This is a genomic window from Labrenzia sp. PHM005 (genome assembly GCF_006517275.1).
GTDB lineage: Bacteria > Pseudomonadota > Alphaproteobacteria > Rhizobiales > Stappiaceae > Roseibium.
In genome coordinates, this window is sequence record NZ_CP041191.1 from 476489 (window position 1) to 498415 (window position 21927).

17 protein-coding genes and 1 tRNA gene are annotated in these 21927 nt (G+C 51.8%); 11 read left to right on the top strand and 7 right to left on the bottom strand.

The features are described from left to right. The first annotated feature begins 129 nt into the window (after positions 1 to 129). Positions 130 to 2583 carry a DNA topoisomerase (ATP-hydrolyzing) subunit B gene (gene gyrB, locus FJ695_RS02335; RefSeq protein WP_141183939.1) on the top strand — a complete coding sequence of 818 codons (2454 nt, stop codon included), beginning with the start codon at positions 130 to 132 and terminating at the stop codon, positions 2581 to 2583. Positions 2584 to 2655: 72 nt separating this feature from the next. Here gyrB and FJ695_RS02340 read toward each other — a convergent pair whose 3' ends face one another. Then, complete coding sequence (locus FJ695_RS02340; RefSeq protein WP_209010890.1) at positions 2656 to 4749, bottom strand: EAL domain-containing protein; 2094 nt, start codon at positions 4747 to 4749, stop codon at positions 2656 to 2658. 320 nt (positions 4750 to 5069) lie between these two features. Here FJ695_RS02340 and FJ695_RS02345 point away from each other — a divergent pair, with 320 nt between their 5' ends. From FJ695_RS02345 to FJ695_RS02385, 9 genes are all read left to right on the top strand, one after another. Further along, positions 5070 to 5471 (top strand): septal ring lytic transglycosylase RlpA family protein, encoded by a 402-nt coding sequence (locus FJ695_RS02345; RefSeq protein WP_141188538.1) that lies wholly within the window; start codon positions 5070 to 5072, stop codon positions 5469 to 5471. A gap of 788 nt (positions 5472 to 6259) precedes the next feature. Continuing rightward, positions 6260 to 6336 (top strand) — tRNA-Arg (locus tag FJ695_RS02350). 374 nt (positions 6337 to 6710) lie between these two features. After that, positions 6711 to 7145, top strand: a complete 435-nt coding sequence (locus tag FJ695_RS28465) for an AlpA family transcriptional regulator (RefSeq protein WP_141183940.1) — start codon at positions 6711 to 6713, stop codon at positions 7143 to 7145. Then, a complete protein-coding gene (locus tag FJ695_RS02360) occupies positions 7142 to 8008 on the top strand; it encodes a hypothetical protein (protein WP_141183941.1) in 867 nt (288 codons plus the stop codon). Before FJ695_RS28465 ends, FJ695_RS02360 begins: the two co-directional genes overlap by 4 nt. A gap of 211 nt (positions 8009 to 8219) precedes the next feature. After that, positions 8220 to 9893, top strand: coding sequence for a DUF927 domain-containing protein (locus tag FJ695_RS02365; protein ID WP_141183942.1), 1674 nt, complete (start codon positions 8220 to 8222; stop codon positions 9891 to 9893). A gap of 234 nt (positions 9894 to 10127) precedes the next feature. Continuing rightward, positions 10128 to 10730 (top strand): hypothetical protein, encoded by a 603-nt coding sequence (locus FJ695_RS02370; RefSeq protein WP_141183943.1) that lies wholly within the window; start codon positions 10128 to 10130, stop codon positions 10728 to 10730. After that, a complete protein-coding gene (locus tag FJ695_RS02375; RefSeq protein ID WP_141183944.1) occupies positions 10727 to 11083 on the top strand; it encodes a DUF3768 domain-containing protein in 357 nt (118 codons plus the stop codon). Before FJ695_RS02370 ends, FJ695_RS02375 begins: the two co-directional genes overlap by 4 nt. A gap of 57 nt (positions 11084 to 11140) precedes the next feature. Continuing rightward, entirely contained in the window at positions 11141 to 11500 is a 360-nt protein-coding gene (locus FJ695_RS02380) for a DUF805 domain-containing protein (protein WP_141183945.1), read from the top strand. A gap of 93 nt (positions 11501 to 11593) precedes the next feature. Then, positions 11594 to 12502, top strand: a complete 909-nt coding sequence (locus FJ695_RS02385; RefSeq protein WP_141183946.1) for a hypothetical protein — start codon at positions 11594 to 11596, stop codon at positions 12500 to 12502. Between the two features lie 189 nt (positions 12503 to 12691). On the opposite strand, the gene FJ695_RS02390 is transcribed toward FJ695_RS02385, so the two are convergent. From FJ695_RS02390 to FJ695_RS02415, 6 genes are all read right to left on the bottom strand, one after another. Next, positions 12692 to 14713 carry a hypothetical protein gene (locus FJ695_RS02390; RefSeq protein WP_256370144.1) on the bottom strand — a complete coding sequence of 674 codons (2022 nt, stop codon included), beginning with the start codon at positions 14711 to 14713 and terminating at the stop codon, positions 12692 to 12694. Next, positions 14713 to 15576, bottom strand: a complete 864-nt coding sequence (locus FJ695_RS02395) for a hypothetical protein (RefSeq protein ID WP_141183948.1) — start codon at positions 15574 to 15576, stop codon at positions 14713 to 14715. The genes FJ695_RS02390 and FJ695_RS02395 overlap by 1 nt, the downstream gene beginning before the upstream one ends. Then, the gene (locus FJ695_RS02400) at positions 15573 to 16595 is read right to left on the bottom strand and encodes a hypothetical protein (RefSeq protein ID WP_141183949.1); all 1023 of its coding nucleotides are present in this window, start codon (positions 16593 to 16595) and stop codon (positions 15573 to 15575) included. The genes FJ695_RS02395 and FJ695_RS02400 overlap by 4 nt, the downstream gene beginning before the upstream one ends. A gap of 4 nt (positions 16596 to 16599) precedes the next feature. Continuing rightward, positions 16600 to 17694, bottom strand: coding sequence for a GTPase-associated system all-helical protein GASH (locus FJ695_RS02405; RefSeq protein WP_141183950.1), 1095 nt, complete (start codon positions 17692 to 17694; stop codon positions 16600 to 16602). A gap of 2 nt (positions 17695 to 17696) precedes the next feature. Then, complete coding sequence (locus FJ695_RS02410; RefSeq protein WP_141183951.1) at positions 17697 to 19004, bottom strand: metallophosphoesterase; 1308 nt, start codon at positions 19002 to 19004, stop codon at positions 17697 to 17699. 228 nt (positions 19005 to 19232) lie between these two features. After that, positions 19233 to 19781, bottom strand: coding sequence for a recombinase family protein (locus FJ695_RS02415; RefSeq protein WP_141183952.1), 549 nt, complete (start codon positions 19779 to 19781; stop codon positions 19233 to 19235). 443 nt (positions 19782 to 20224) lie between these two features. Here FJ695_RS02415 and FJ695_RS02420 point away from each other — a divergent pair, with 443 nt between their 5' ends. Next, entirely contained in the window at positions 20225 to 21778 is a 1554-nt protein-coding gene (locus tag FJ695_RS02420; RefSeq protein WP_141183953.1) for a hypothetical protein, read from the top strand. The last annotated feature ends 149 nt before the right edge of the window (positions 21779 to 21927 follow it).

Genomic DNA, 21927 nt, shown 5'->3' on the forward strand with positions numbered 1-21927 from the left:
GCCTGAATCATATGGTTTTCCACTATATTCCCACTGTGGAACTGCTTGCAGCCCGTGGGTGGTTTGAACGCCCGTTGGAACACCGTATAACGTGGGCGAGAAACAAAAACCGATTGGTGAATGATTCGCATGAGCGATATGTCAACGTCCGAGCCTGGCGCCACTCCCGAAGCTGAAAACGGAGCCGAATATGGCGCCGACTCCATCAAGGTCCTGAAAGGCCTGGATGCTGTTCGCAAACGCCCCGGCATGTATATCGGCGACACCGATGATGGCTCCGGCCTGCACCACATGGTCTATGAGGTTGTCGACAACGCCATCGATGAAGCTCTGGCCGGTCATGCGGACCATGTGACCGTAACCTTGAACCCTGACGGTTCAGTGACGGTGTCTGACAACGGTCGCGGCATTCCAACGGATCTTCACCCCGAAGAAGGCGTCTCGGCAGCCGAAGTCATCATGACCCAGCTGCACGCAGGCGGGAAATTCGACCAGAATTCCTATAAGGTCTCCGGCGGTCTTCATGGCGTTGGCGTTTCTGTGGTGAATGCGCTTTCCACAAAACTGGAACTGCGCATCTGGCGGAACGACCAGGAACACTTCATGGTCTTTGCTCATGGTGAAGCCCAAGGTCCTTTGGAGGTGGTTGGCCAGGCAAATGGCCAGAAGGGGACGGAAGTCACCTTCTTGCCGTCTCCGGAAACCTTCACCAAAACCGAATTTGATTTCGGCACGCTAGAACACCGCCTACGCGAGCTGGCGTTCCTGAATTCCGGCGTCCGCATCATTCTGACCGACAAACGTGGTGTCGAAGATGTAGTCGAGGAACTCTTCTATGAGGGCGGCCTTGAAGCCTTCGTTCAATATCTGGACCGAGCCAAGCACCCGCTGATCGAGACACCAATTGCGGTTCGCGCAGAAAAAGACGGCATCACGGTGGAAGCCGCGATGTGGTGGAACGACAGTTATCACGAGCAGGTGCTGTGCTTCACCAACAACATTCCGCAGCGCGATGGCGGCACCCATTTGGCCGGTTTCCGTGGCGCGCTCACCCGCCAGGTCACCGGCTACGCGGAATCGACCGGTTTGATGAAAAAAGAAAAGGTCTCCCTGTCAGGGGATGACTGCCGCGAGGGCCTGACCTGCGTCTTGTCAGTCAAGGTGCCTGATCCAAAGTTCTCGTCTCAGACAAAAGACAAGCTCGTCTCGTCAGAAGTCCGGCCAGTGGTGGAGAACCTCATTTCCCAGACCCTGGGCGAATGGCTGGAAGAAAATCCGGCACCGGCCAAGACAATCGTTTCCAAGGTGGTTGAAGCCGCCTCTGCCCGTGAAGCAGCCCGCAAGGCGCGTGAACTCACCCGGCGCAAAGGCGCATTGGATGTGGCCTCCCTGCCCGGCAAACTGGCGGATTGTCAGGAACGCGATGCCTCCAAGGCCGAACTCTTCCTGGTGGAGGGTGATTCTGCGGGCGGCTCGGCCAAACAGGGCCGGCACCGGGAAAATCAGGCCGTTTTGCCGCTGCGCGGTAAGATCCTCAATGTGGAAAGGGCCCGCTTCGACAAGATGTTGTCGTCAAACGAAATCGGCACCTTGATCACTGCGCTCGGCACGGGGATCGGCAAGGAAGAATTCAACATCGAGAAGCTGCGCTATCACAAGATCATCATCATGACCGATGCTGACGTCGATGGCGCTCACATCCGGACACTACTTTTGACCTTCTTCTTCCGGCAGATGCCGGAGTTGATTGAGAATGGCTACGTCTACATCGCGCAGCCACCACTCTATAAGGTCAAGCGCGGCCAGTCCGAACAATACCTGAAAGACCAGGACGCGCTAGAAAACTACCTCATCGCACAAGGCTCAGACGATACGTCCTTGAAACTTGCCAGCGGCGAAGTGCGCACCGGCCAGGATCTGCGCCTGGTGGTGGAAACCGCCCGCGCTATCGCTGACATTTTCGATGGGTTGCATTCCCGATACAACCGCGATGTGGTCGAACAAGCCGCCATTGCCGGTGCGCTGAACACGGAAATTCTGGAAGACCAAAGCAAAGCCGAAGAGGCGGCCGCCTATATTGCCCGCCGGATGGACATTCTGGCGGACGAGTTTGAGCGTGGCTGGACTGGCGAAGCGCAAGACGATGGCAGCCTGGTGTTCAAGCGCACCGTGCGCGGTGTTCAGGAAGTCGCCACCATTGACGCTGCCCTGCTTGGCTCCGCCGACGCCCGCCGCTTGGCCGCCCATGCCGAACATCTGCACGATGTCTATGGCAAGGCTGCCGTCCTACAGCGTAAGGACATTCCGACGGAAATTCGCGGTCCGCGCGCCCTCCTGCAGCACATCTTCTCCTACGGCCAAAAAGGCATTTCCCTGCAGCGCTATAAGGGTCTTGGCGAAATGAATCCGGACCAGCTTTGGGAAACGACGCTCGATCCGAACGTGCGCTCGCTCCTTCAGGTGAAAGTGCGCGAGGCGGATGATGCCGACGACATCTTCACCAAGCTGATGGGCGATGAAGTCGACCCGCGCCGCGAGTTCATCCAGGACAACGCGCTCGCCGTGGCCAACCTGGACATCTGATCAGCTCCACCGTGCACAAAGAAAAAGCGGCCTCATGGCCGCTTTTTTTCGTTGAAGTTGATTGGCTTCCAGTTAGCTGGCTTCCGGCCAAGGTTCTGGGCGGCCGAAATAAAACCCTTGCGCGGCTTCGATATCGAGAGAACTTAGGAATTCAGCCTCGTCTCTGGCCTCGACATGTTTGGCGATGGTTTTCAGGCCAAGCTCCCGCGCTGCCGAAACGAGCGCCTTGAGCAGGCTGGCCTTGGCCGGATCGTTCATGGCCTCTTGCGGGACACCGGCAGCCAACTTCAGCCAATCAACCCGCAGACCGGTTAGCCGGGACAGAACCGGCCAGTGTCCGGCAAAATCATCGATCGCAGTTTGACACCCCAAGTCCGATACAAACTTGATGAAATAACTGATGTCGGCCGGCTCCCGCAGAAAATCCTTTTCCGAAATCTCCAGACACAGACGTGACGCCAGCAGGGGATTGATCGACAAGCGCTGATAGAGACTATCCCGGAAGTTCGAATCTCTGGCCGATTCCGCAGACACATTCATCGTCAGTATGGTGCGTGTTGGAGACCGCTCGGCGGCGTCCAACACCTTGTCGAGGGTCCAGGAGTCGACTTGCGCGATAAATCCAGACCGTTCTGCCGCAGAAATCCACGCCTTCGACGAGAGCCCCTGTGACAAGTCGCCTTGAAGGCGCAATAGAATTTCTGCGCCGCAGTTTTTTTGTTTCTTCAAGCAAACAATCGGCATGGAATAGAGCGTCAATTCATTCGCTTGAAAGTTTCCGAACTCCGGCAAGGTCTCGACACAGCCGCCAACAGATGGGCAATCCCGCGCCTGCACCGAATGAACCTGAACGGATTGCCCGCCGAACCGTTTTCCGCGCAGACAGGCTCTGTCTGCCAAAGCCAACAACCCTGCCCCGTCGCAGTTTTCAGCCGAGGCCCAGTCGGCTGCATAGGCAACGCCGATGGATCCGCCAATGGTGAACACCCTATCAGCCACTTCCAGCCGGATTCGCGCAAAGGCTTCAAGAATGTTCTCAGCCACCGCCATTGCAGCTTCTTGATTAACCGCCGGAAGCATACCGGCAAATTCATCACCACCGATCCGGGCAGCAGTGCCAAATTCGCCTAGCGTCAAGGCTAAGCTGGACGCCACCCGCTGAAGCATGCTGTCCCCAGCATCATGCCCGCCCAGATCATTGACCTTCTTGAATTCATCCAGATCGATGTAAAATACCGCCAGCCCGCTGGTCTCGTCTTTGGCAAGACGCAGCAATTCCGTATCCAACGATTTGGTAAAGGCGCGGCGGTTGGCAAGGCTCGTCAAGGGATCCTGATAAGCAAGGCGCCGGTTTTCGGCAACCTCATGCGGACAATCGACATTCCTGCGGATAATCGCCATCGTGCCGGATTCGATTTCCTCCCCGGTGCCCGGAAGAGGTACAAGACGGATCTCGCACATCCGCCGGTCGGTTTCGGTCCCTTGCAGCAAGCCTGTTTCGGGAATGTAGAGCGTCTGCGTCACCCCGACTGGATGCTCACCCAATTGCGTTGCCAAATCGGCAGCATCATAGGCGCTGTCGATGGCCTGAAGGATCCGACCAGCCTTTTCCTTTGAAGAAGCTGCTGGATCAAAGACCAGAACGTCATCTGGAAAATGTTTCAACAAAGCGCCTTCGTCATCCGGGCGGTTGCTACCCATCCCCGACAAAAGCGAACCTGAACGCCGCCCGGCTGCACCGGTGTTGGTCTGTCCAATTGTTCTTTGTTCGAATTGAACCAGCACCGCAGGCTGGTCCTTCGCCAAGGATACAAAGGATGTGCAGACCAAATGATTGCAGAGCACAGCACCACAGTTGAATTCAATTGTACCGCTCGACAAAGCCGGAAGACCATTCAACGACATGGACAGGGCGGCCTGGCAATGGCCCCAGCCAGCCTCCGACAGCATGTCTCTTAAGTTTTGCGCCGCTGCTTCATAACCGGATGCCTTGCAGATTTCCGCAAATTTGGTGTTGCTCAACAGTATCCGGCCGTCCAGACGAATGTAGGCAGCCGGCGCCGGCAGAGCTTCCAGAAGGTCCGCGTAAAATTTCGCTCCTTCAAAATCATCTGGGGAATTGGACCGCGATTGCGGGACCCGCACCAATCCATGTCTGATCTGCACCAGAACATTCCTCTTCAAAAGGCTGCTTTAAAAGACGCTGAAACTAAAACACCTACGCGTCATCTTTGTTGCAGCATCTCTAACATAATATGATGCAGATTTTTGCGTTCGAATAACTACCCACAGATGTTCGCATTAATATAGTTAATCTATTTTTACTTTATTACTCGAATATTTTACTAAAATTTTATTCAAATAGACGTCGATCCATAATTTGCCACAGTTTTATCACGGCCAACGATTAAGACTGACATCAAACAGTGGTGCTTGTACCGACAATTCACCAGCTTCTGGAGACTACCGCCGTGAACCAAATATCCATGACTTTGCTCCAAAGATGGGCCCTTGGCGCAGCCGTGGTTTGCGCAGTCTTGTTATCCCCCCAGGAACCATCCGCCAGTGAATTTGTCCAATGCGGCAAAGCCTCCTGGTATAAATTGCGTGGCAAAACGGCCAGCGGTGAGCCCGCTGATCCCCAGGGATTAACCGCTGCCCACCGAAAACTGCCTTTCGGCACCTTGGCAACAGTGACAAATTTGGCGAATGGCCGGTCGGTCACGGTCCGTATTAATGACAGAGGCCCCTTTGCAAAGGGCAGGGTAATTGATGTAACTCAGGCTGCTGCTGTGAAACTCGGGTTTGTGCAGCAAGGAATTACCCGCGTGAAAGTTGTCGCAGACACGCCTAAAAGTAGCGAAACATCTCGGCAAAATTGCCAATAATTCGCCGTTTTTTGGTGGAAGACATTAAACTAGTGACATTTGGTTCACATTTTTCAATCACTTTAAGCATCTGAAATATATAGTACATTTTCGTTATTTTTTTTCACCCATCACGATCAAGAATGAATAACGATCAGTCGCATCGCAGTAAATCAAAAAATAAAATATTTTACGGTAATGACATTCTCATTATATGCAGCTAGAGTTGCGGCCGTGGTCGATGGGGCCACGTGCACAGTAACTTGTTTCGCGCAGTCTTTAATGGCTGCGCGTTTTTTTTATACCGATCACCGCAACGCACAGATACCGTTGCGTCAACGGTTGCGTTTACAGTGTTTTAACCTTGTAATTTCTACCAATTCGCGATCTGCTTGCTCGCAAGATCCCGGGATATAAGGCCCACTATTTGGCCGCTATTTCCGGCGCAATTTCAAAGTGGAAGAGAGCAAACAGGATTGCCTAAGCGTTATATTCAACGCGGAGGTTTTGCGGACACTGCTCAAATGAAACTTGTGCCCAGATACAAATGAAGATCTCTAACTAAGAAGCGCGGGCTGTTCGTCAGAGATTGCCCTGTTGGGCCGATGGTAGATGGGGAAAGCGGCCCACCTTTGTCAAAGGGTGGACGATCATTGGAAAATCAGCATCTACGCGCCTCGCTTTTTGACGCCGGCGGTAATGAGGCATTGCGGGAAGCTGTTGCTTTTTTGAAAAAGCCGTTGCCTCACGCCGCAGTCTCTTGTATCAGAGCCCTCTATTCGCCGCGCTGATCATAGTGCGTTGCGCTAGCACCCGTAGCTCAGCTGGATAGAGCGCTGCCCTCCGAAGGCAGAGGCCAGAGGTTCGAATCCTCTCGGGTGCGCCATATTTTTCAATGACTTAGCGGCAAATATCAAGCAAGCCAAATTATGCTAGCAATCACATAGCAATCACCAAAAAAGTGTTCTGATTGCCAAATGTGATCTTGACGGAAGTTCAATGAATTTAGATATAGATCACTGAGGTTCGCATCTTGCGATACTCTTTTGACGGTTGACCTGTCGGTAAACTGTCAACGTCGAACATTCGACTCACCACTTGTGGTGAACAGAGGGTTTTAAACCCCTCCTAGACGTGGTTTCTATCCGTCCTGGGCCCGTTCGACCTACGCTCAACTTTCCGAAGTTGAGCACCCTTGTAACCCAAGGGAGGTCGCGAAGCCAATCGGACAGCGATCTCCCCAAATGAACGGAGATCGGAATGGAAGAAACAAACCTTTCTCAATTTGATACCCAGCATCCAGCTAGTGTTGAACAGGCTATTTTGGTTCTGTTGCAACACCTTTCAGGGGTCAAAACGCAACCTCGCAATACCTCGAGATCGAAAACGGGCAGCTCTCAAGCACGCCAGTCTAGAGCAACCCGCAGCCGTAAGAAGCGCCTAGCATCCTCTGCAAGCAGCACACTGCTAACTCCAGCGCAGGCGGCGAAGCGGCTTAATCTCTCTCCCAAAACGCTCGCAAACTATCGCTCCCTAGGAATTGGCCCGAAGTTCGTCCGTCTTTCCGGCCGGGCGATTCGATACTGCCCTCGCGACCTACACGACTACGTGAAATGTAGACGCTTCGACAACACAAGCGCCGCGGACAGTCTAATTCGGAGCCAAGGTGAAAACGCCCGTAGGACTGGCCAATGACTGATCAGCTCTCACCACAAAAATCCAAATTCGAAACCTACCAGACAGCCAAGACACGCTTGAAGAAGATCCAAAGCAGGCTGACCAAGCTTGACGATCTATCTCCTGACCTGAAAAAGCTGCTCAGCTGCAAACCTGGTGACCGATGCAATACCGAGGCATGTCCGGTGTGCCTCAGACAGTTCCGCAAGCAACTGCCATTGGAAGCAGTCCGACTGGGAATATCTGACGGTGATTGGACTGCGGCCTCCATTATCCCGGCGGACATGGTCTATCCGAAGGGAAAGCTTCGCGATGCAGACCTAAAGGCGATCCGCAAACGTGTGTCCAAGTGGATGGACAGGTCTAAGCTATCGGACAAAGTTGTGATCGGAGGTATCGATATTTCCTTCAACACGAGGAGCAATGTGCCTATAGGCTGGCAGCTCCACCTCTACCTTCTGATCAAGGCGCCGTGCACAGAGGAATTGAAGCAACAGATCCGGAAAGCCTTTCCTGCCTCTATTGAGGCACCTCGGCCATATCGGATCAAAGCGGTCGCCTCCGGCTCCTTCAAACGAGTTTTGACCTATTCCTATAAGTCCGGATTCTATTGCCGGTCTCAGTTTGAGAAATCTGACTGGCTGAAACGGGATGGCACTCCAAGGGTGAAGACCAGGTCTTTGTCTCTGAAGTCGGAACAGGAATTGGAGCTTCTGGGCTGGCTCGCAGAACATGCCATCGGATCGAGGTTGATATTGCGCAATCTGCGCAGAGCCACTCCACCTGGGTGCAAAAATCTGCGTTTTAGCCCAACCGCTCCACTTGGAAAACTCGATGACGGTTTGTCGCCGAGGTCGAAGGGAAGAAAGCGACGAAGATAGCTCAACGCTATGCGTAGATGCATCTAACTCGCTTATCGTTGAGGTTTAGGACTGTGGTGTTTGGTAACACTACATCTTAGCCCCATCAGCGAACTCTTCCTTCAAATCAGCAACCAATCACCCCCTTTGAAAGTGCCGCGGCAGCTGCGGCGCTGCGGCAGAGCTTTGCCGCAAGCTTGCGAAAAAGGGACGCTCAAAAAGGCAAACTCAAATGAAAAATTCTATCACCTTCACACGTCTTCAGAACCTTCAAAACAAGAAAGACAGCGTGCTGGTCACATTCCCAAGAACGAATAATCGCGAAGCTGGCAAGCTTGTCGTTGCCGTGTCTGAGCTAAGTCGCCCCCAGTCGCTTCGTGAACAGCTTTTGGATTTAGGCGCAGACATTTCCTTGAAGGAGCGCTTCCTACCTGACGAAATACCTTTCTCAAAGGAGGTTGGGTTTCTGACCGTTACGCCCGGCTGGCTCCTTGGGAGCAAACAAGTATTTGTACTGCCAACTGTAGTAGTCGGCAATTCCACAGATAAGGTCATTCACTTCGACAATCAGGCTCTCCGCACGCCGTCCACCAGCTCAGCAGGTATTCTTGACAGTTGGAAAACAGAGGTCGCATTGCCTGCAAAGGACAGCCCAATTGCATCCTTCGCGATCATGGTTGCTCTCGCATCTCCGTTGCTGCGCTTCAGTGAACTGACAGAAGCTGCAATTTTTAATTTCGCCGGCAACAGCTCTGGAGGAAAAACGACGGCCTGCCGTGTAGCTCAGTCCGTATGGAGTGATCCGGACAAGATGCCGACCTGGAATGCGACTGAACGGGCCATGGTTGAATGTGCGGCAGGGCACTCTGAGATTGGGCTCATCCTCGATGACGTTGAGCAGGCATCGCAGAAGGTCTCCGAACGTTCAAAGAGGGTACACGAACTCACCCACCTCCTGACGTCCGGCACCGGAAAAGAGGTTACAAAAGCGCTTAACGGAGAGTATCCCGACCTGTCATTCAAGACGTTCATCCTTTCATCAAGCCCCTCATTGATCGCAGAGGAGTGCAAGAAACACGGCTATCCTCGAACCGATGGGGACAGGGTCCGGTTTCTGGAGATTGTGGTACCGCATGGCGACAAAGGAGGAATTTGGCAGTCGATAGACGGAAACTTTCCAGCTCTAACCGCTCAAATGTCCGACCGACTAACGGCTGCTGCAAGAAACAACCACGGGAGGGCCGGTGTCGCCTGGATTCGAAAGTTGTGCAAGGCGGAGCCTTCAAAAATTGAAAACGCCTTGCGCACTCGAACGGAAGGTTTCCTGAAACGGCTGCATTCCCAAGGTAGTGTCGAAACCCGAATTGCCAAGAAAATTGGATTGATCTGCGCAGCAGCAGAACTCGCAGTCAACGCGAAAATCCTGCCTTGGACACATGACCATGTCCGCATAGTCGCGGAGTTTGCGTTTCGTGAAATCGCAAAGAATGCACTGGGCGTGAGACCCAATATCAACTCCACAGCGTCGGCCTTGCTAGAGGAATTCAAAGACAGGTCAAAATATCCAAAGACAGACCCACACCTGCGTTCTCAGGATGGAAACCACAAGACTGTTCAAGGCTACAGGGACGGAAAGCGCATATTCATAAGGAGCTCCGCCTTTATGGATCGGCTGAACAAGAAGTTTCGTGCTCAGTGGTCGATCTCATCGCCAACTGTTCGAGAGTTGCTGCAAGAGCTACAAACACAGGGTTCATTCCTTCCTGGCCCCCGAGAAAGACCAACCAAGGATATTCGTGTCGCCGGCAAAAACCTGAAATTCATGGAATTCGACGCAACGAAGCTTGAGAAACTGATCCTGCCGAAAACCAAATCTCACCTAAAACGACGGCCCCAAAGCAGCTAAGTAACCCAACGGCGAGTGCAAACACAGCGCTCGCCGTTTTGCATTGCCACACAAGGCTTTGCCATCGAGAAATGCGCCTAAGTATCTGATATTAAGATGCAAATTTGACAAACTGATCAAACTTTCTTATAGTTGAACTATTCTGCTGTTCGCGCTTTGCGTGTTTCTTGTGGCGCGATTGACGGATTTTTCGCCGCCAGACGGCATTTCACTTTCATAATTTGAGGATTGAAAATGGCAGAGCTTGCCAAACAAGAGCCTGTGCCCGCAGCAGCGGACATTCCCAAGATCGCCGTGTTCGGAAAGAAAGGTAATGAACCTGCCCGGGGTGCCTGGTTTCCGGAGGCCGAACGAATACTGGCCATCGAGGGCGCCTCACAGATGGGGCTTCATGCGCTTGAAGTGACATCGCCCGAGATTGTCGAGCTTTCAAAGAAGCTGCCCAAGGGTCGAACCTTCGCAAGCGGCAGCCTGTTCACACCGCGCATTCAAGGTACGGTCTTCGACAAGCTTGCAGCGCATCTTCCCGCTGAGCCCCAGAAAACGGCAGCAAACGCCAACCCGAAGCCTGAACCGGAGAAGCAGAACGACAGGGCATCGGAACAGGCGATCGACATGGAGGAAGGCACTCGGCCAAAGGACTGGCCGGAGATCGCGGTCGGCAGTCTGGTACTCGCCTACAGCGCCGATGACGAAGCGTGGTTCGAGGCCATCGTTCTGGAACTCAGTTCTGGCGAAACTATGCGGATGAAGTGGCGCGACTATCCCGATGAGCCAAGGTTCACACGTCATATTACCCGCCTTGGCCTTCTGCATCCGGAAGGAACGAGACAATGAGCGCCTGCGCTACAGCCTGTCAAGCAGAAGACCGCTCCACCTTAATTGCCCGCCTGAACGACGCGTTCCGCACCAGTTTCCAAGGTGGCTCCGTCATGCTCACCCAAAGCGTTGCCGCATTGAGCAATACCGACCAGTTCTTGCTGTTCGCCCTGGTCCAGCAGTTCGAAGATTTTACACCTGACAACGATCCTTATGGCGAACACGACTTCGGGTCAGTCGACCTTCAGGGCAATCGCTTCTTCTGGAAAATCGATTGTTACGACCTCGACATGACCTTCGCTTCACCTGACCCAGCAGACCCTGCCGTGACACACCGCGTGCTGACCGTGATGCGGACAGAAGAATATTGAGAACAAAACAGGATCAAATTCCTTCAACGCATTTGATTTGCTAGGAAAGCTCCCCTGATGAACCACTATTTTGACGCCATGCGCCTCAGCTTCACATTCAAGGGCCGGTCGACCCGGGCGCAATTCTGGAGCTTCGTGCTCGTTGTGACGCTTCTGCTCATTCTGACATCTGTCATCGATGCGGCGATTGATCCAACGACCCAGCAACCACCGGTCGTTACGGGCCTCGCACTCCTCATTCACTACGTGCCGATGCTGTCGATCTCTGTGCGTCGGCTGCACGACACAAACCGAAGCGGCTGGTGGCTGCTGATCGGTTTTGTTCCCCTCGGGTTGATCGTCCTGCTCGTTTTTTATTGCCTGCCGTCAAACCCAGCGAGCAACCGATTTAACCTAACCCAGAAGGCGACGGCCTAGCGCCGCCGCCTGAGCCATTCCCAAACCAATCTTTCACTTTCAAAACATGCCGAGCCGCACGAACGACCGGCAGCCTCAAGGATATTCGTCGCCATGAAAGAACTCGCAACCGCCGCCGCCCTCGTCGCCTCAACCGCCCTTGCTGCAAATGCGGCCCCGATGGACGCTCAAACACTTGCTGAAGACATTCTGAAAACCACACAGGCCTATGGCTTGGACAAGCCTTACGATGGCTCGCTGCGGGATCGCTATGTGTTCAATCACATCAGAGCCGACAGGTACCACGCGTTCGCCCTTGGAGACCATTGTGAGGTTGTGCCTCCCAGCATCGTGCAGGAGGAGTTCCGGCTGAACATGGAGGCCATTTCCAGCTTTCTCCAGTATGACCCCATGGAAGATCCCGTCGTGCGCGCCAATGACGCTGCAAACCACCTTATCGGTGTCTATCTTGAAAACATGGAGGGCTACTCACCCTCAGATCGCCGACGGGTCTGCATGGACTTTTTGCAAGCTTCAACTCTGCTTGCCTCGTCTATGGGAAAAAACATCTCTGATTTCGAACAGTACTTGGACGAAATCTCAACCCAAGCCGGCGCGTCAGTAGAAACCAAGGATGACCCCGTACATCTCTCGCCCGATATCATCGGCACCAAGCTGACAGCCGAAAACGCGCATCAAACGATGTATCACTACACCTATTGGAAGACCGCGCTCGAACAGGCCCTCACCTACCCGATCTGCAAGAAGGCCGTTTCCCAGGAAATCGCGGTCAAGCTTCAGTGGTCGCTGGTCGCCATGCTTCAGCTCGAAGGAGCCCCGAAGATGATGCTGCTCATTCAGCAGGGCGTGGATACCAGCGAAGCCTTCACGAAAGGCCTGGAGGACGGGGAAGCCTATTCCGACAGCGAGTTCGGTTGGGATGCTTCGATTAAAGAGTGTTCGGAGGTACTGAGGGCTGGGGCAGAAGAGATGGTGAAGTATGGTGCTTGGAGCAATCGGTAACACGAAGTATGTTCTCCGCTCCGCAATGCGACTTCAAATACATTAACCAGAAAATTGAGATTCTCTTCATTTTTTCATAATTGTAAATGAGCACAAATATTGTCACTTACTTCACTTCAAAAAGTGTATTTATTCAAATCATAGATATGTTATTACGCCACATTCGAAAGAGTATCTCGTTAAATTTTGTCATTTGATTTTGCTGGCGATGTAATCAACTCTAGAATTGAGTTTGCCATCATGAGTGCTTTTCAATCGCTTCCGAACTTCTCTAAGATACCTGCGCCCACTACCTGTCTCGGCAGCCTCATTAATTAAAGCTCGGGCAAGATTTTCATCATCGGTGAGTTTACCGAATATTTCTGGATCTAGGTCATTTTTGACAAAGCGTTTAACAACTGTCTCCCTTAATCGGGAGCAACTGTCCCAACTAAACCAACTCCCACTGTCTAGTCGCCATTTAGCTAGCCTTTCCACTTCCCAAGGTAGCCGACTAAACTGCAATGCACGGTACAGGGTGGTATAAGATATTTGGATGAGGTTAGCCTGCGATAGCGAACGATCGCCAAGCGCGCGAGACATCAGAAATGCGGAAAAGTAATCTTCATCGGGCTGACTGACCGACGTTCCCGAATAGCGACTAGCGATTACCCAAGGATCTTCACCGAACTCGTTGGGCACCGAATCCGGTTCACTGGCTCGCGCTAACCCAACAACTACAGCTTTGTTACAAATGCGACCAGAAGCAAGTACCTCGGCCGCTTTGTTAGGAAAGCTTGCCAAAGCTGCCAACCATGTGCTCAAAGCTGAACTGTTACTATGTTCTTCGAAAGCACTAGCCAGTTCGTCTGAATTTGCTCGCCCAATAAGCTGGACAGTGATGCCCGCCCTATCCGCTGCTAGAAGGGCAGCAACTACACGTCCAGCAGAATCAGGCTTTGCGCCTATCGCAAGGGTTTCATCAACACCAGAAATTTCCCAGAAATCAGGGCGTTCCAACAATTCCGGCCGAAGTTCTACGATGTACTCCGCAAACTTTACGTTTTCCCTCAATCCGACAATGAGTTTTGATGCTTCCATCGTTTCAAGAGCCTGTTGGGAAGCAAGTCCAATAGCACCGCCAATTTGAATTTCCTTCATGAAACGTTTGGGAGACCGAAGCCAAAGAGCTTGTGCTATCCGTTCAATAGGAAGCATCTTCTCGTTAGCTTGCGCGACCAAATCTAAAGAATCAACAACGAAATCAAATACTTCATTTTCAACATCTTCAATATTTTCTGTAGCGGATCGGACAATCAACGCTCGAACTAAGCGAGCTTGGTGATTTCCAAATATTGCTAAGGCGTCAAGAGCATCAACGGCGGAACGTAGGTCCGGATCGGCATTCCCAAAAAGCGATGAATATAGCCGACAGAGTGGCAACATCGCCCGACGTCCACCATCGACATCTCCACCGGCTCTTTTGAGAAATTCACGGAACTGATAGCCCTTTTTACCCGCAATGTCCGCTAGAAGCGGTTTGAGTGCCACGTTAAAATTTTTGCCTGTCGCCGTCACGGCATCTGGAAATTTTGCTAAGTTTTGCCGATCCATCGTTCGAACAAATTGCAGATCAAGTTTAACTCCTTTACTAGATCGATCTATCCCGGAAAGCGTACAAAAACCAAACGTTCGTCTCAGTCTTGGCCACTGTTGCATCCAAATGGAAGAGACCAGTAGCTCATCGTCATCTGCAGCCTCAGTCTCAGTCAAAACAATCTGATCGGGGATTGTGTAAAGAGCATTGACTATACTTTGCGCTCGATGATCTGGCAAAGCAACAGAATGAGTACGCGTAACCGGTACGTCAATAGTATTCGCATAAGTCGATTTGGAAGAAAGGCCGGTAGGCCTACAAAAAGCAGAAAGCAAGCCTTCAGCTGATGAAAAGGCGGCTAGATCAGCGTTATCGATAATAAGTGAGTGGGTCCAAACACAACCGGGTCTCGACATTTCTGGCGCAGCCCATGTCCGAGCGAGAACATACTTTCCGAGCGTCTCAAGCGGATAGCCGGTGAGATAGCCTGAATCTTCGGGTTTAACTCCAGGACCAGACAAATCACTCATAACAAGCATTATCCTAGCTTCTTGTCCTGAGATTTGCATGGAGCTAGATAGTAACCGATGTCCGTCGTTATAACCGTGCAGAGCTTGGTGAATTGTCGGAGTCATCAGCCTATTAGCCAATTGAGAGGTTGGGTGATATCTGTTGAGACCTTCTTCCCATCCACGACTTGTATGCGGTCTGAGGGCCGATCAAGCTGTCGTAATGCTTCAGTTTCTTCCAGTTGTTCGCCATTGTCTTGGTCTTCGTATGCGCCGCCTTGTGCACTTACTCCCCAAACGTGCCAGGTCCAAGGATCTCTTCTGCTTCGAAGGTATTGATCAAGCAGAGGAAGCTTAACCTTGAGCACTTCCTCAGGGTCCATGCCATCTCCTTTCACTTCGTCCCAGGCCGATATCAGAACTGCCAACCGACGTGGACCGACGCTAAGTTCACTAGACATGAGAAATTGCAACAATTCGACTACTTGAACCTGAGTAGGCGCGAGTTCCGCACTCCATTCGACGACTTCTGCATTTTCAGGTGGAAGCCCGGCTCCTTTGGCTATTGCGTTCTGTTCCACGATCCATGTGGGAAATTTTATTGTGTCGCCATTGATGAGCAGTACAATTGCCTCTGCGGACAGCATATCCCCCATACTTTCGTCGAGTTCCCGCTTTTCCCACATTCGACTGAAGTCCTCGCCGGGCATGTCGGGAAATGAAATCTCTATCGACTTTCCAACATCGTTCTTTAAATTCATTCGCACGACCTTCAGGCCGCTTGTCTGGGTGCGTTGCTGTTTTTTTGCGGCGCGCCAACGTTTTGCCAGACCATTTAGGTGTTCGTAGTTACCTTGGTTTAGACCATCGAACTTTAGAGCTGTTACAGAACCAGGTTCTCGTACCATGTGCCAAATCGCTGCAAGCAAAGTCGTTTTGCCAGACTCGGGCAGGCCAATTATCGAAACGCTTGGGTGGCCGTGACTCATGTGGCCTCCTTAACAAAGCTATCCAACAGGTCGATCATACGCGTACTGCCAGATTCAGTTGAACGTGATGCAGTCGGCGTTTTCGCAGCGAGCAACCAATATCGAAGCAGGTTATCAACACCTTCACCACGCTTTACTTCCTCCGCTTCTCTTGGTGAAGCCGCTATCGAAAACCTACCGATATCACTAAAGTATTCTCCGTGATGCTGTATGATTGCATCAACGATTTCATCGAATTCTTTTTGAACTCGCACTGTATGAGGTGATGCCACAACTGAATCTTGCTTAGTCAATACGACTGCAAGCCTCCCCCCTTGACGCAGTGCTTCGGCTTCAACTAGAGCATCCACAATCTGAGGGGTGGTTGCTTTGACCTCGTGACGGTTCTCAGACATGGTTAGATGCTCGCCATTTACCAGAAGCGTAACAACATCAGCGCGGCGAAGTTCAAAGAACTCATCCGCGCGCGAGATGTCATCGGCAGCTGCCAAATAGTCCTCGCCCGATCGATCGCTAATAAAAAGAGATACCAAATCCGATTGAGCCGACAGCAAGTCAAGGTGAAAAAATGTTGCCTCAGCGCCAGCTATGGTTCGCTCCATATGCGGTGCATCGCGGCGGGAAGCCGCGCGAGCGTCATGGCACACCTTCTCGAACCCAATCAGCGTTGACGATCCAGCAAAATTGAAAGTTGCAAAAGGGCCTTTTTGAAATAGATCGAAAATACTGGCTACGAGACTTGTCTTACCCGCATCAGCTGGACCCACTATACTAACGGCGCGCGATCTACTCTTTCGCTGTAACTCTGAAGCTTTTTCGCGACTTAGAGCTTCTCCTAAGAATAGAGAGATTATCGGATTTGCTTCGGGAGCCGATTCAGGCTCTTCGATCTCCTCAATTTCTTCTACAAGTATGCTCGATATGTGAGGGCATTCTTCCAACGCATATCCCTCTACACACTTACCATCAACCCGATAGTTGCAATCCTCATTCGAACAGTTTTTTTGCGGAACGGCCATCGCGTCAGGCACTCACGTTTATAAAAACATGTTCTCGATAGAAAAGTTCTGACAATTCTATTGCAGAAATTGAGGTGTCTGAAGCTAGTCCAGTCAAACTAGACCATCCTGCTTGCCACGAGTCATCTGAGCCTAGATCAGCGCGCTGCTCGAGTGCAAAATGTATCGGTGTAGTAACAGGAGAAACCAGTTTTGATTCCGAAGCGGACTGAGCCCACTCGAGGTTCGCTGCGTTCACAGCGTCGGAAAATTTAACTTTCTTGGTGGTCACGCCAACTCTTAAAAGCATTGCACGTATTGAAGAAGGGCCAGGCGCAACAACGGTCATATTCCCAAGTTCATGGGCCAGGGCCAATGGCTTTTCCAAATCAGTTGCTTTGGAGAATGGCTTATTTAGTAATTGGCTATACCCACCGAATAACCACCAAAGTATCTGCAACTCTTCTTCGTCCAACAAGATCTGATCATACAATCTCTGTATGATTTTATTTTGACTCAACACAACACGTTGAATAGCCGCTTCGTTCGAAGCCTGAAGAATCTTAAATTGTTCTTCAACTTTAGTGTGGTCTAAGCCTTCCAGCTCGTTTTCTTCTAATTCATAGTTTATCTTTGGCGCAGCTATCTTCAATTCGCCAACATCAATCCTAGTGTGCTTACTTGAGGCCAGTGCAATAAGAGCCTTTTCGGCCAAGCACAATAAATCCATTGGCAGGTCTGGTCGACGCGCCCCAACGAACGAAGCAGTTACTACTGTAAGCGCTGCATCGCAGTTTGTTTCAAAGAGCCTCACCAAGGCAGCAGCGGCAAGTATCTGAAGTTCACGTGCTGAATTGGTCGGATCAAAAGTGGTGTCGCCGCCTGCAAGGTCCACGATCAGCCTATCGTAGACTTCATTTAGTTCTTCGCTCTTTCGACCTCGCGCTGCAACAGGAGTTTGAAACGCAAGCCTTGTCAATACTTCAACTACTTCATGATCTGCTTTTGCAGTTGCAGCCAGTAAGCCTTTCCAACGAAGATCTCGGCGAGATCCGTCATCCATAAAAGCCTCAGTATACCATCGCGCGAAATCTGCGCTCATATCTGGAAGCTTAGCCATATTTAGCTCTCCATTCGGGCGACAGCTGCCGCAATTTCGTTGATTAGATTGCGCTCGCCGGCGCGTATGAGAGCTCTACCATAACGCTCAGGTTCGGGAAGTCTCAGCTCCCCCTCCTCTAGCAGCCCAAGTTCGGTGATGATTGTTCGTCGCTGGCCGCTTGTAAGCCGCCAAAAGCGATACAATAGCTCGCGCGTATCTGTTTCACCCATGGCAGCCTCCGCATCTAGTACGATGGAGGTATTGGAATGATTGAGTCCAGTGTCGGTTTTTGATGATGGCGCCGCATCGATTGGATTGGAAACGATTGGAAACGGCGCCTCCTCAGGGACTGGAATTACAGTACAGAACACATCGCCACCTTGTGCGTTCTTTATAGATTCAAAGCGCTCAGGGACGTCTTGCAACCTTCGCTGATGAAGTTCGACCTTAATATGACGATCACGGCCCTGTCCCTCGACTTCAAGAGCTATGAGGTTATAGCCAGGTTGATAAGGCTGTTCACCTCGCGACGGATTTACCGCGCCTGCTCCAAGTCGGACATATTCTGCCATAATGGCACGTTGCCGATGTTTATGCCCGAAAAGGTGAAATGCTGCGCGAGTAGTAAGTGCATCGTCGACTTCATCTGCGTCTGAAAGCCAGTCAATAGGGTGGTGAACTAACACAAGATTTGCGGTATTGGGGACTGGATTTAGGACGGTCTGCCTTGGGCTAAGATAAAGACTTCCTTGAATGTCGTCTTCACCATTTTGCCCTGATAGCAATGTGGAAGTTAGACCATAAATGCGAAGCGTCACGCCACCTTCAAGTGGAAGATCTTGGTGCCAGAAAGGCTTGTCAGGCCAAACTTGGCAACCAAAAGGTGCAGCAAAATCATTATATGCAGAATGGGCGGCAAAAAGAGACTGACCGCTCTCCTCATTGGCAAGCTGTTGGCCCAACCGCCATTCCCGCTGGTTGGTAGGCGCTGACGAAATCATGTGTTGTGCAGACTGCGTCGGAACGTTTTGCCTAATAATGTTTCGGTCTACGTCGTGATTACCCGGAACTGTAAAAATTCGACCTTTTGGGCATCCCGAGATGGCCGCTAGCTCCTGGATCCAATTCCAAGCGGTATGGTATTCGTCTGGATCCGCCTTAAACGCGACATCCCCACCAATTAAGATAGCGTCGATTTCACCTAGCACACCAACCTGTTGAGCAAGATCGCGCATCATCCTCGTACGAATGGCGAGGTGTGGGTCTTGTGAGGGGTCAAGGCATTCTGGCGACTTGAAATGAATATCTGAAATATGAAGCAATAGCATTAATAGCGCCCCTCAACTCTTGGCAGCATGATGGCCAAATTTCACTCAGAAATTATCTCAAACGGGAAAAACTTCAAGGCGTTAGACATAAACTTCAATTTTCAAAATCTCTGCGCCCAAAAGGAATAAAAATAGATCTACCGACCCAAAAATCTAAGATAAATTCAATGAAATTGGTAGTTGATTGAAATCAATCATGTAAATTTGTATGTTTTCAATTATATTACGCTAGTTATTTACATCTATAATCCGATAAACCTGCATCCGAGAGCAACCGAACAGTTTAGCGATCTCCGAGGCCCCCTTCCCTTCAGCATGCGCCTTTCGAATACCATCATGGTCCAGCCTGCGTTTGCCGCCCTGGTAGACGCCCTTCTGCTTTGCTCGCTCAATACCCTCTCGCTGGCGCTCCTTGATGAAGCGGCGCTCCATCTGGGCAACCATGCCGAGGATTGTCAGCACCATCTGGCCCATTTCGCCACGCGTTGAGACATGCGGGTCGAGAACCGTGACAAAGGCGCCTTTCTGCTCGCATTCGTGAATGACGTTGAGCACGTCGCGCGTATCCCTGCCCAGGCGGTCGAGCCGGCAGACCAGCAGTTCGTCTTCGGGGCGGAGAAATTCGATCACTGTTGAGAGTTCGGTGCGGCCGTCCCGGCTGGCGCCGGAGACCTTTTCGGCGCGAACGATGCCGCAGCCTTCCGCCTTCAGTTTGCCGATTTGAACGTCCAGATCCTGGTCAGTGGTGCTGACCCTGGCATAGCCTATGCGCGCCATATGTCACCTCAAGCTTTAGGCCTGAGGCTACGGTGTCACGAATAGTCGATGTCAACCCAGATGTTACATTGATCCAGTCGAACGCGTGACGTCACTTCCGGGTGTACTTTCCTGTTACAACTAAGCACACAAGCCCAGAGAACCCAATATTCTCATTGATCGGCTAGCGGGTAAGTTCCGGCCCCAAACAGAGCATCGCGAGAGATGCGCTCTATGACTTCTTTGCACGCCATTTTGGGCATTCACCTTAAATGCAGCTGATCCTAAACACCGACCACCAAGTTCCTGGGCCACCTCGATGACAGGGGACCTAGTTCGTCAACCAGCTACCTATACTTGCAGAGCTTTGAGTAGTAGGTAGGAGCCCCAGCAGCAGTTCACACAGGCCGCGCCGGTGAAAGTGGGTTCTGCTTAGAAGGCAAAAATACTTTGAGGTCTTTTCCATGCTCCAACGCCCCGCCGTCATCGACGACCTGCAGGTCATCCTCTCAGATTGGGTCACTTCGTTAGACTCGCCCAAGCTGCTGGGCGCGTTTCTTTTCGGAAGCACAGTCAATGAAGACGGCGTTCGATTTCAACCGGACATGGGCGATCTCGACGTTATCGTCGTGGTTGACTGGGAATCCGTGTCCCCGGGGGAGCGCATCGCACAAATCAACCAGTTGCGTGATGCGAAGCTAGATCTGGAAACAAATCTTTTCCGTAAGCTGAGCAGGGAGAACGGATCCAAACAAATTGTAAGTCTCGTTCCGATCACCCCATTCGAAGTTGATCAAGCTGTCCACAAGGATGGAGTGAACCACATTCTAACCGGCGCGAGGGCATACGATCTCTTCAAGAAATGTGAGATTGATAGCCTCAACGGTGGCCAATCTTCCTCTCCTCTGGAGAATCATCATCGGACGGTCCTGAATTTCGTTCAGAAGAAACGTGCCGAAGCACTGTCGGTCACGCCCAACGGTCGAGGTGGCATGGCTCCTGCTGCTCATGATGATCCGGTCCCGAAGGAGCTGATCCGAAATTTCGCCGTTGCCACCGCCGATCTGGAAAAGCATTCGGACATCTCCGAACTCAGACGCGGCTTGAAAGAAATTGGCATTTTTGCTTCCGAAGCGGCTGACTGGACTCCGCTGGCGAGCCAGTTTGCGAGTTGGTTTGAAGTTCGGCAAGGCGCACGCGGTGAGGTGGACCCGGTCATCAGCCATGACCATTACCTCCTCCTCGTCGAGGCCATCTACGATCGCGTGCGACAGCAATATGTGGGATCCAACAGCGCCCAATTCACCGGCACGATGATCGGCAGCGTGACGATACCGGCCACGGAACCCGCACTGCCCTCCTCTCACCGCTTGAAGTCAACGTTCCGAGTCACGCTTTCAGACAAGCTGGGAGGATCGAAAAGCGATGTACTTCGCTCCATTCGCGCAGCCCGCGCGAATATGAAGGCCCGAGTAACCAACCCCTTCGAGATCCTATTCGAGGAACAAGCCGACGCTGACGAGCTTCTCGCGATAGATGACGCAATGCTGGACAGCAAGAAGCACCGGAGGAAGGTGGAGGCCTTCGAGCGGAGAACTCTGATCGCAGCGAGACAAGAGCTTTGGACTCAAGGCGTTGAACTTATTCTGTATTATGGCGGATCTTTGTTCCATGGCGATGAAGAGGTGATCGAGGAGGCATGTAGGACCGCCATTCGCAACTGGTTCTCTATTGCCGCTACTAACGTAGTCAATCCAGGCGGCATGTTTGAGGCCTTTCATACCCACCTCTATCCGTCTCACGGAATGGCTCTCAGCTTCTCTGCCGAAGCGTCGCCCGCGAACCTCTTTGAACCTAAACCTCTTTGCTCACTAGAGCCGCATAACCTTGCGAAAGGCTTCGTTCCCAATCTCGTCTCGAAATATTTGTACTTCGTCTCGCAACCGGCGCGTGCCAAGCTTTGCGAAAAGAGGGACATAATCTTCAACGTGTCCTTTTGGGACTATGGCTTGAAATGAGCGAGCGGACGGTCAGCGGAAAGCTTGGATAACGATCATCCCATACTGCATCTTTGCACGATACACTCGTAGCGGCCTTCAAGCGAATGTCTCCAGTTTCGGCTCCGGCCGTAAGCGGTACTGTTATTATACGTGGTCAGCGGGAACTA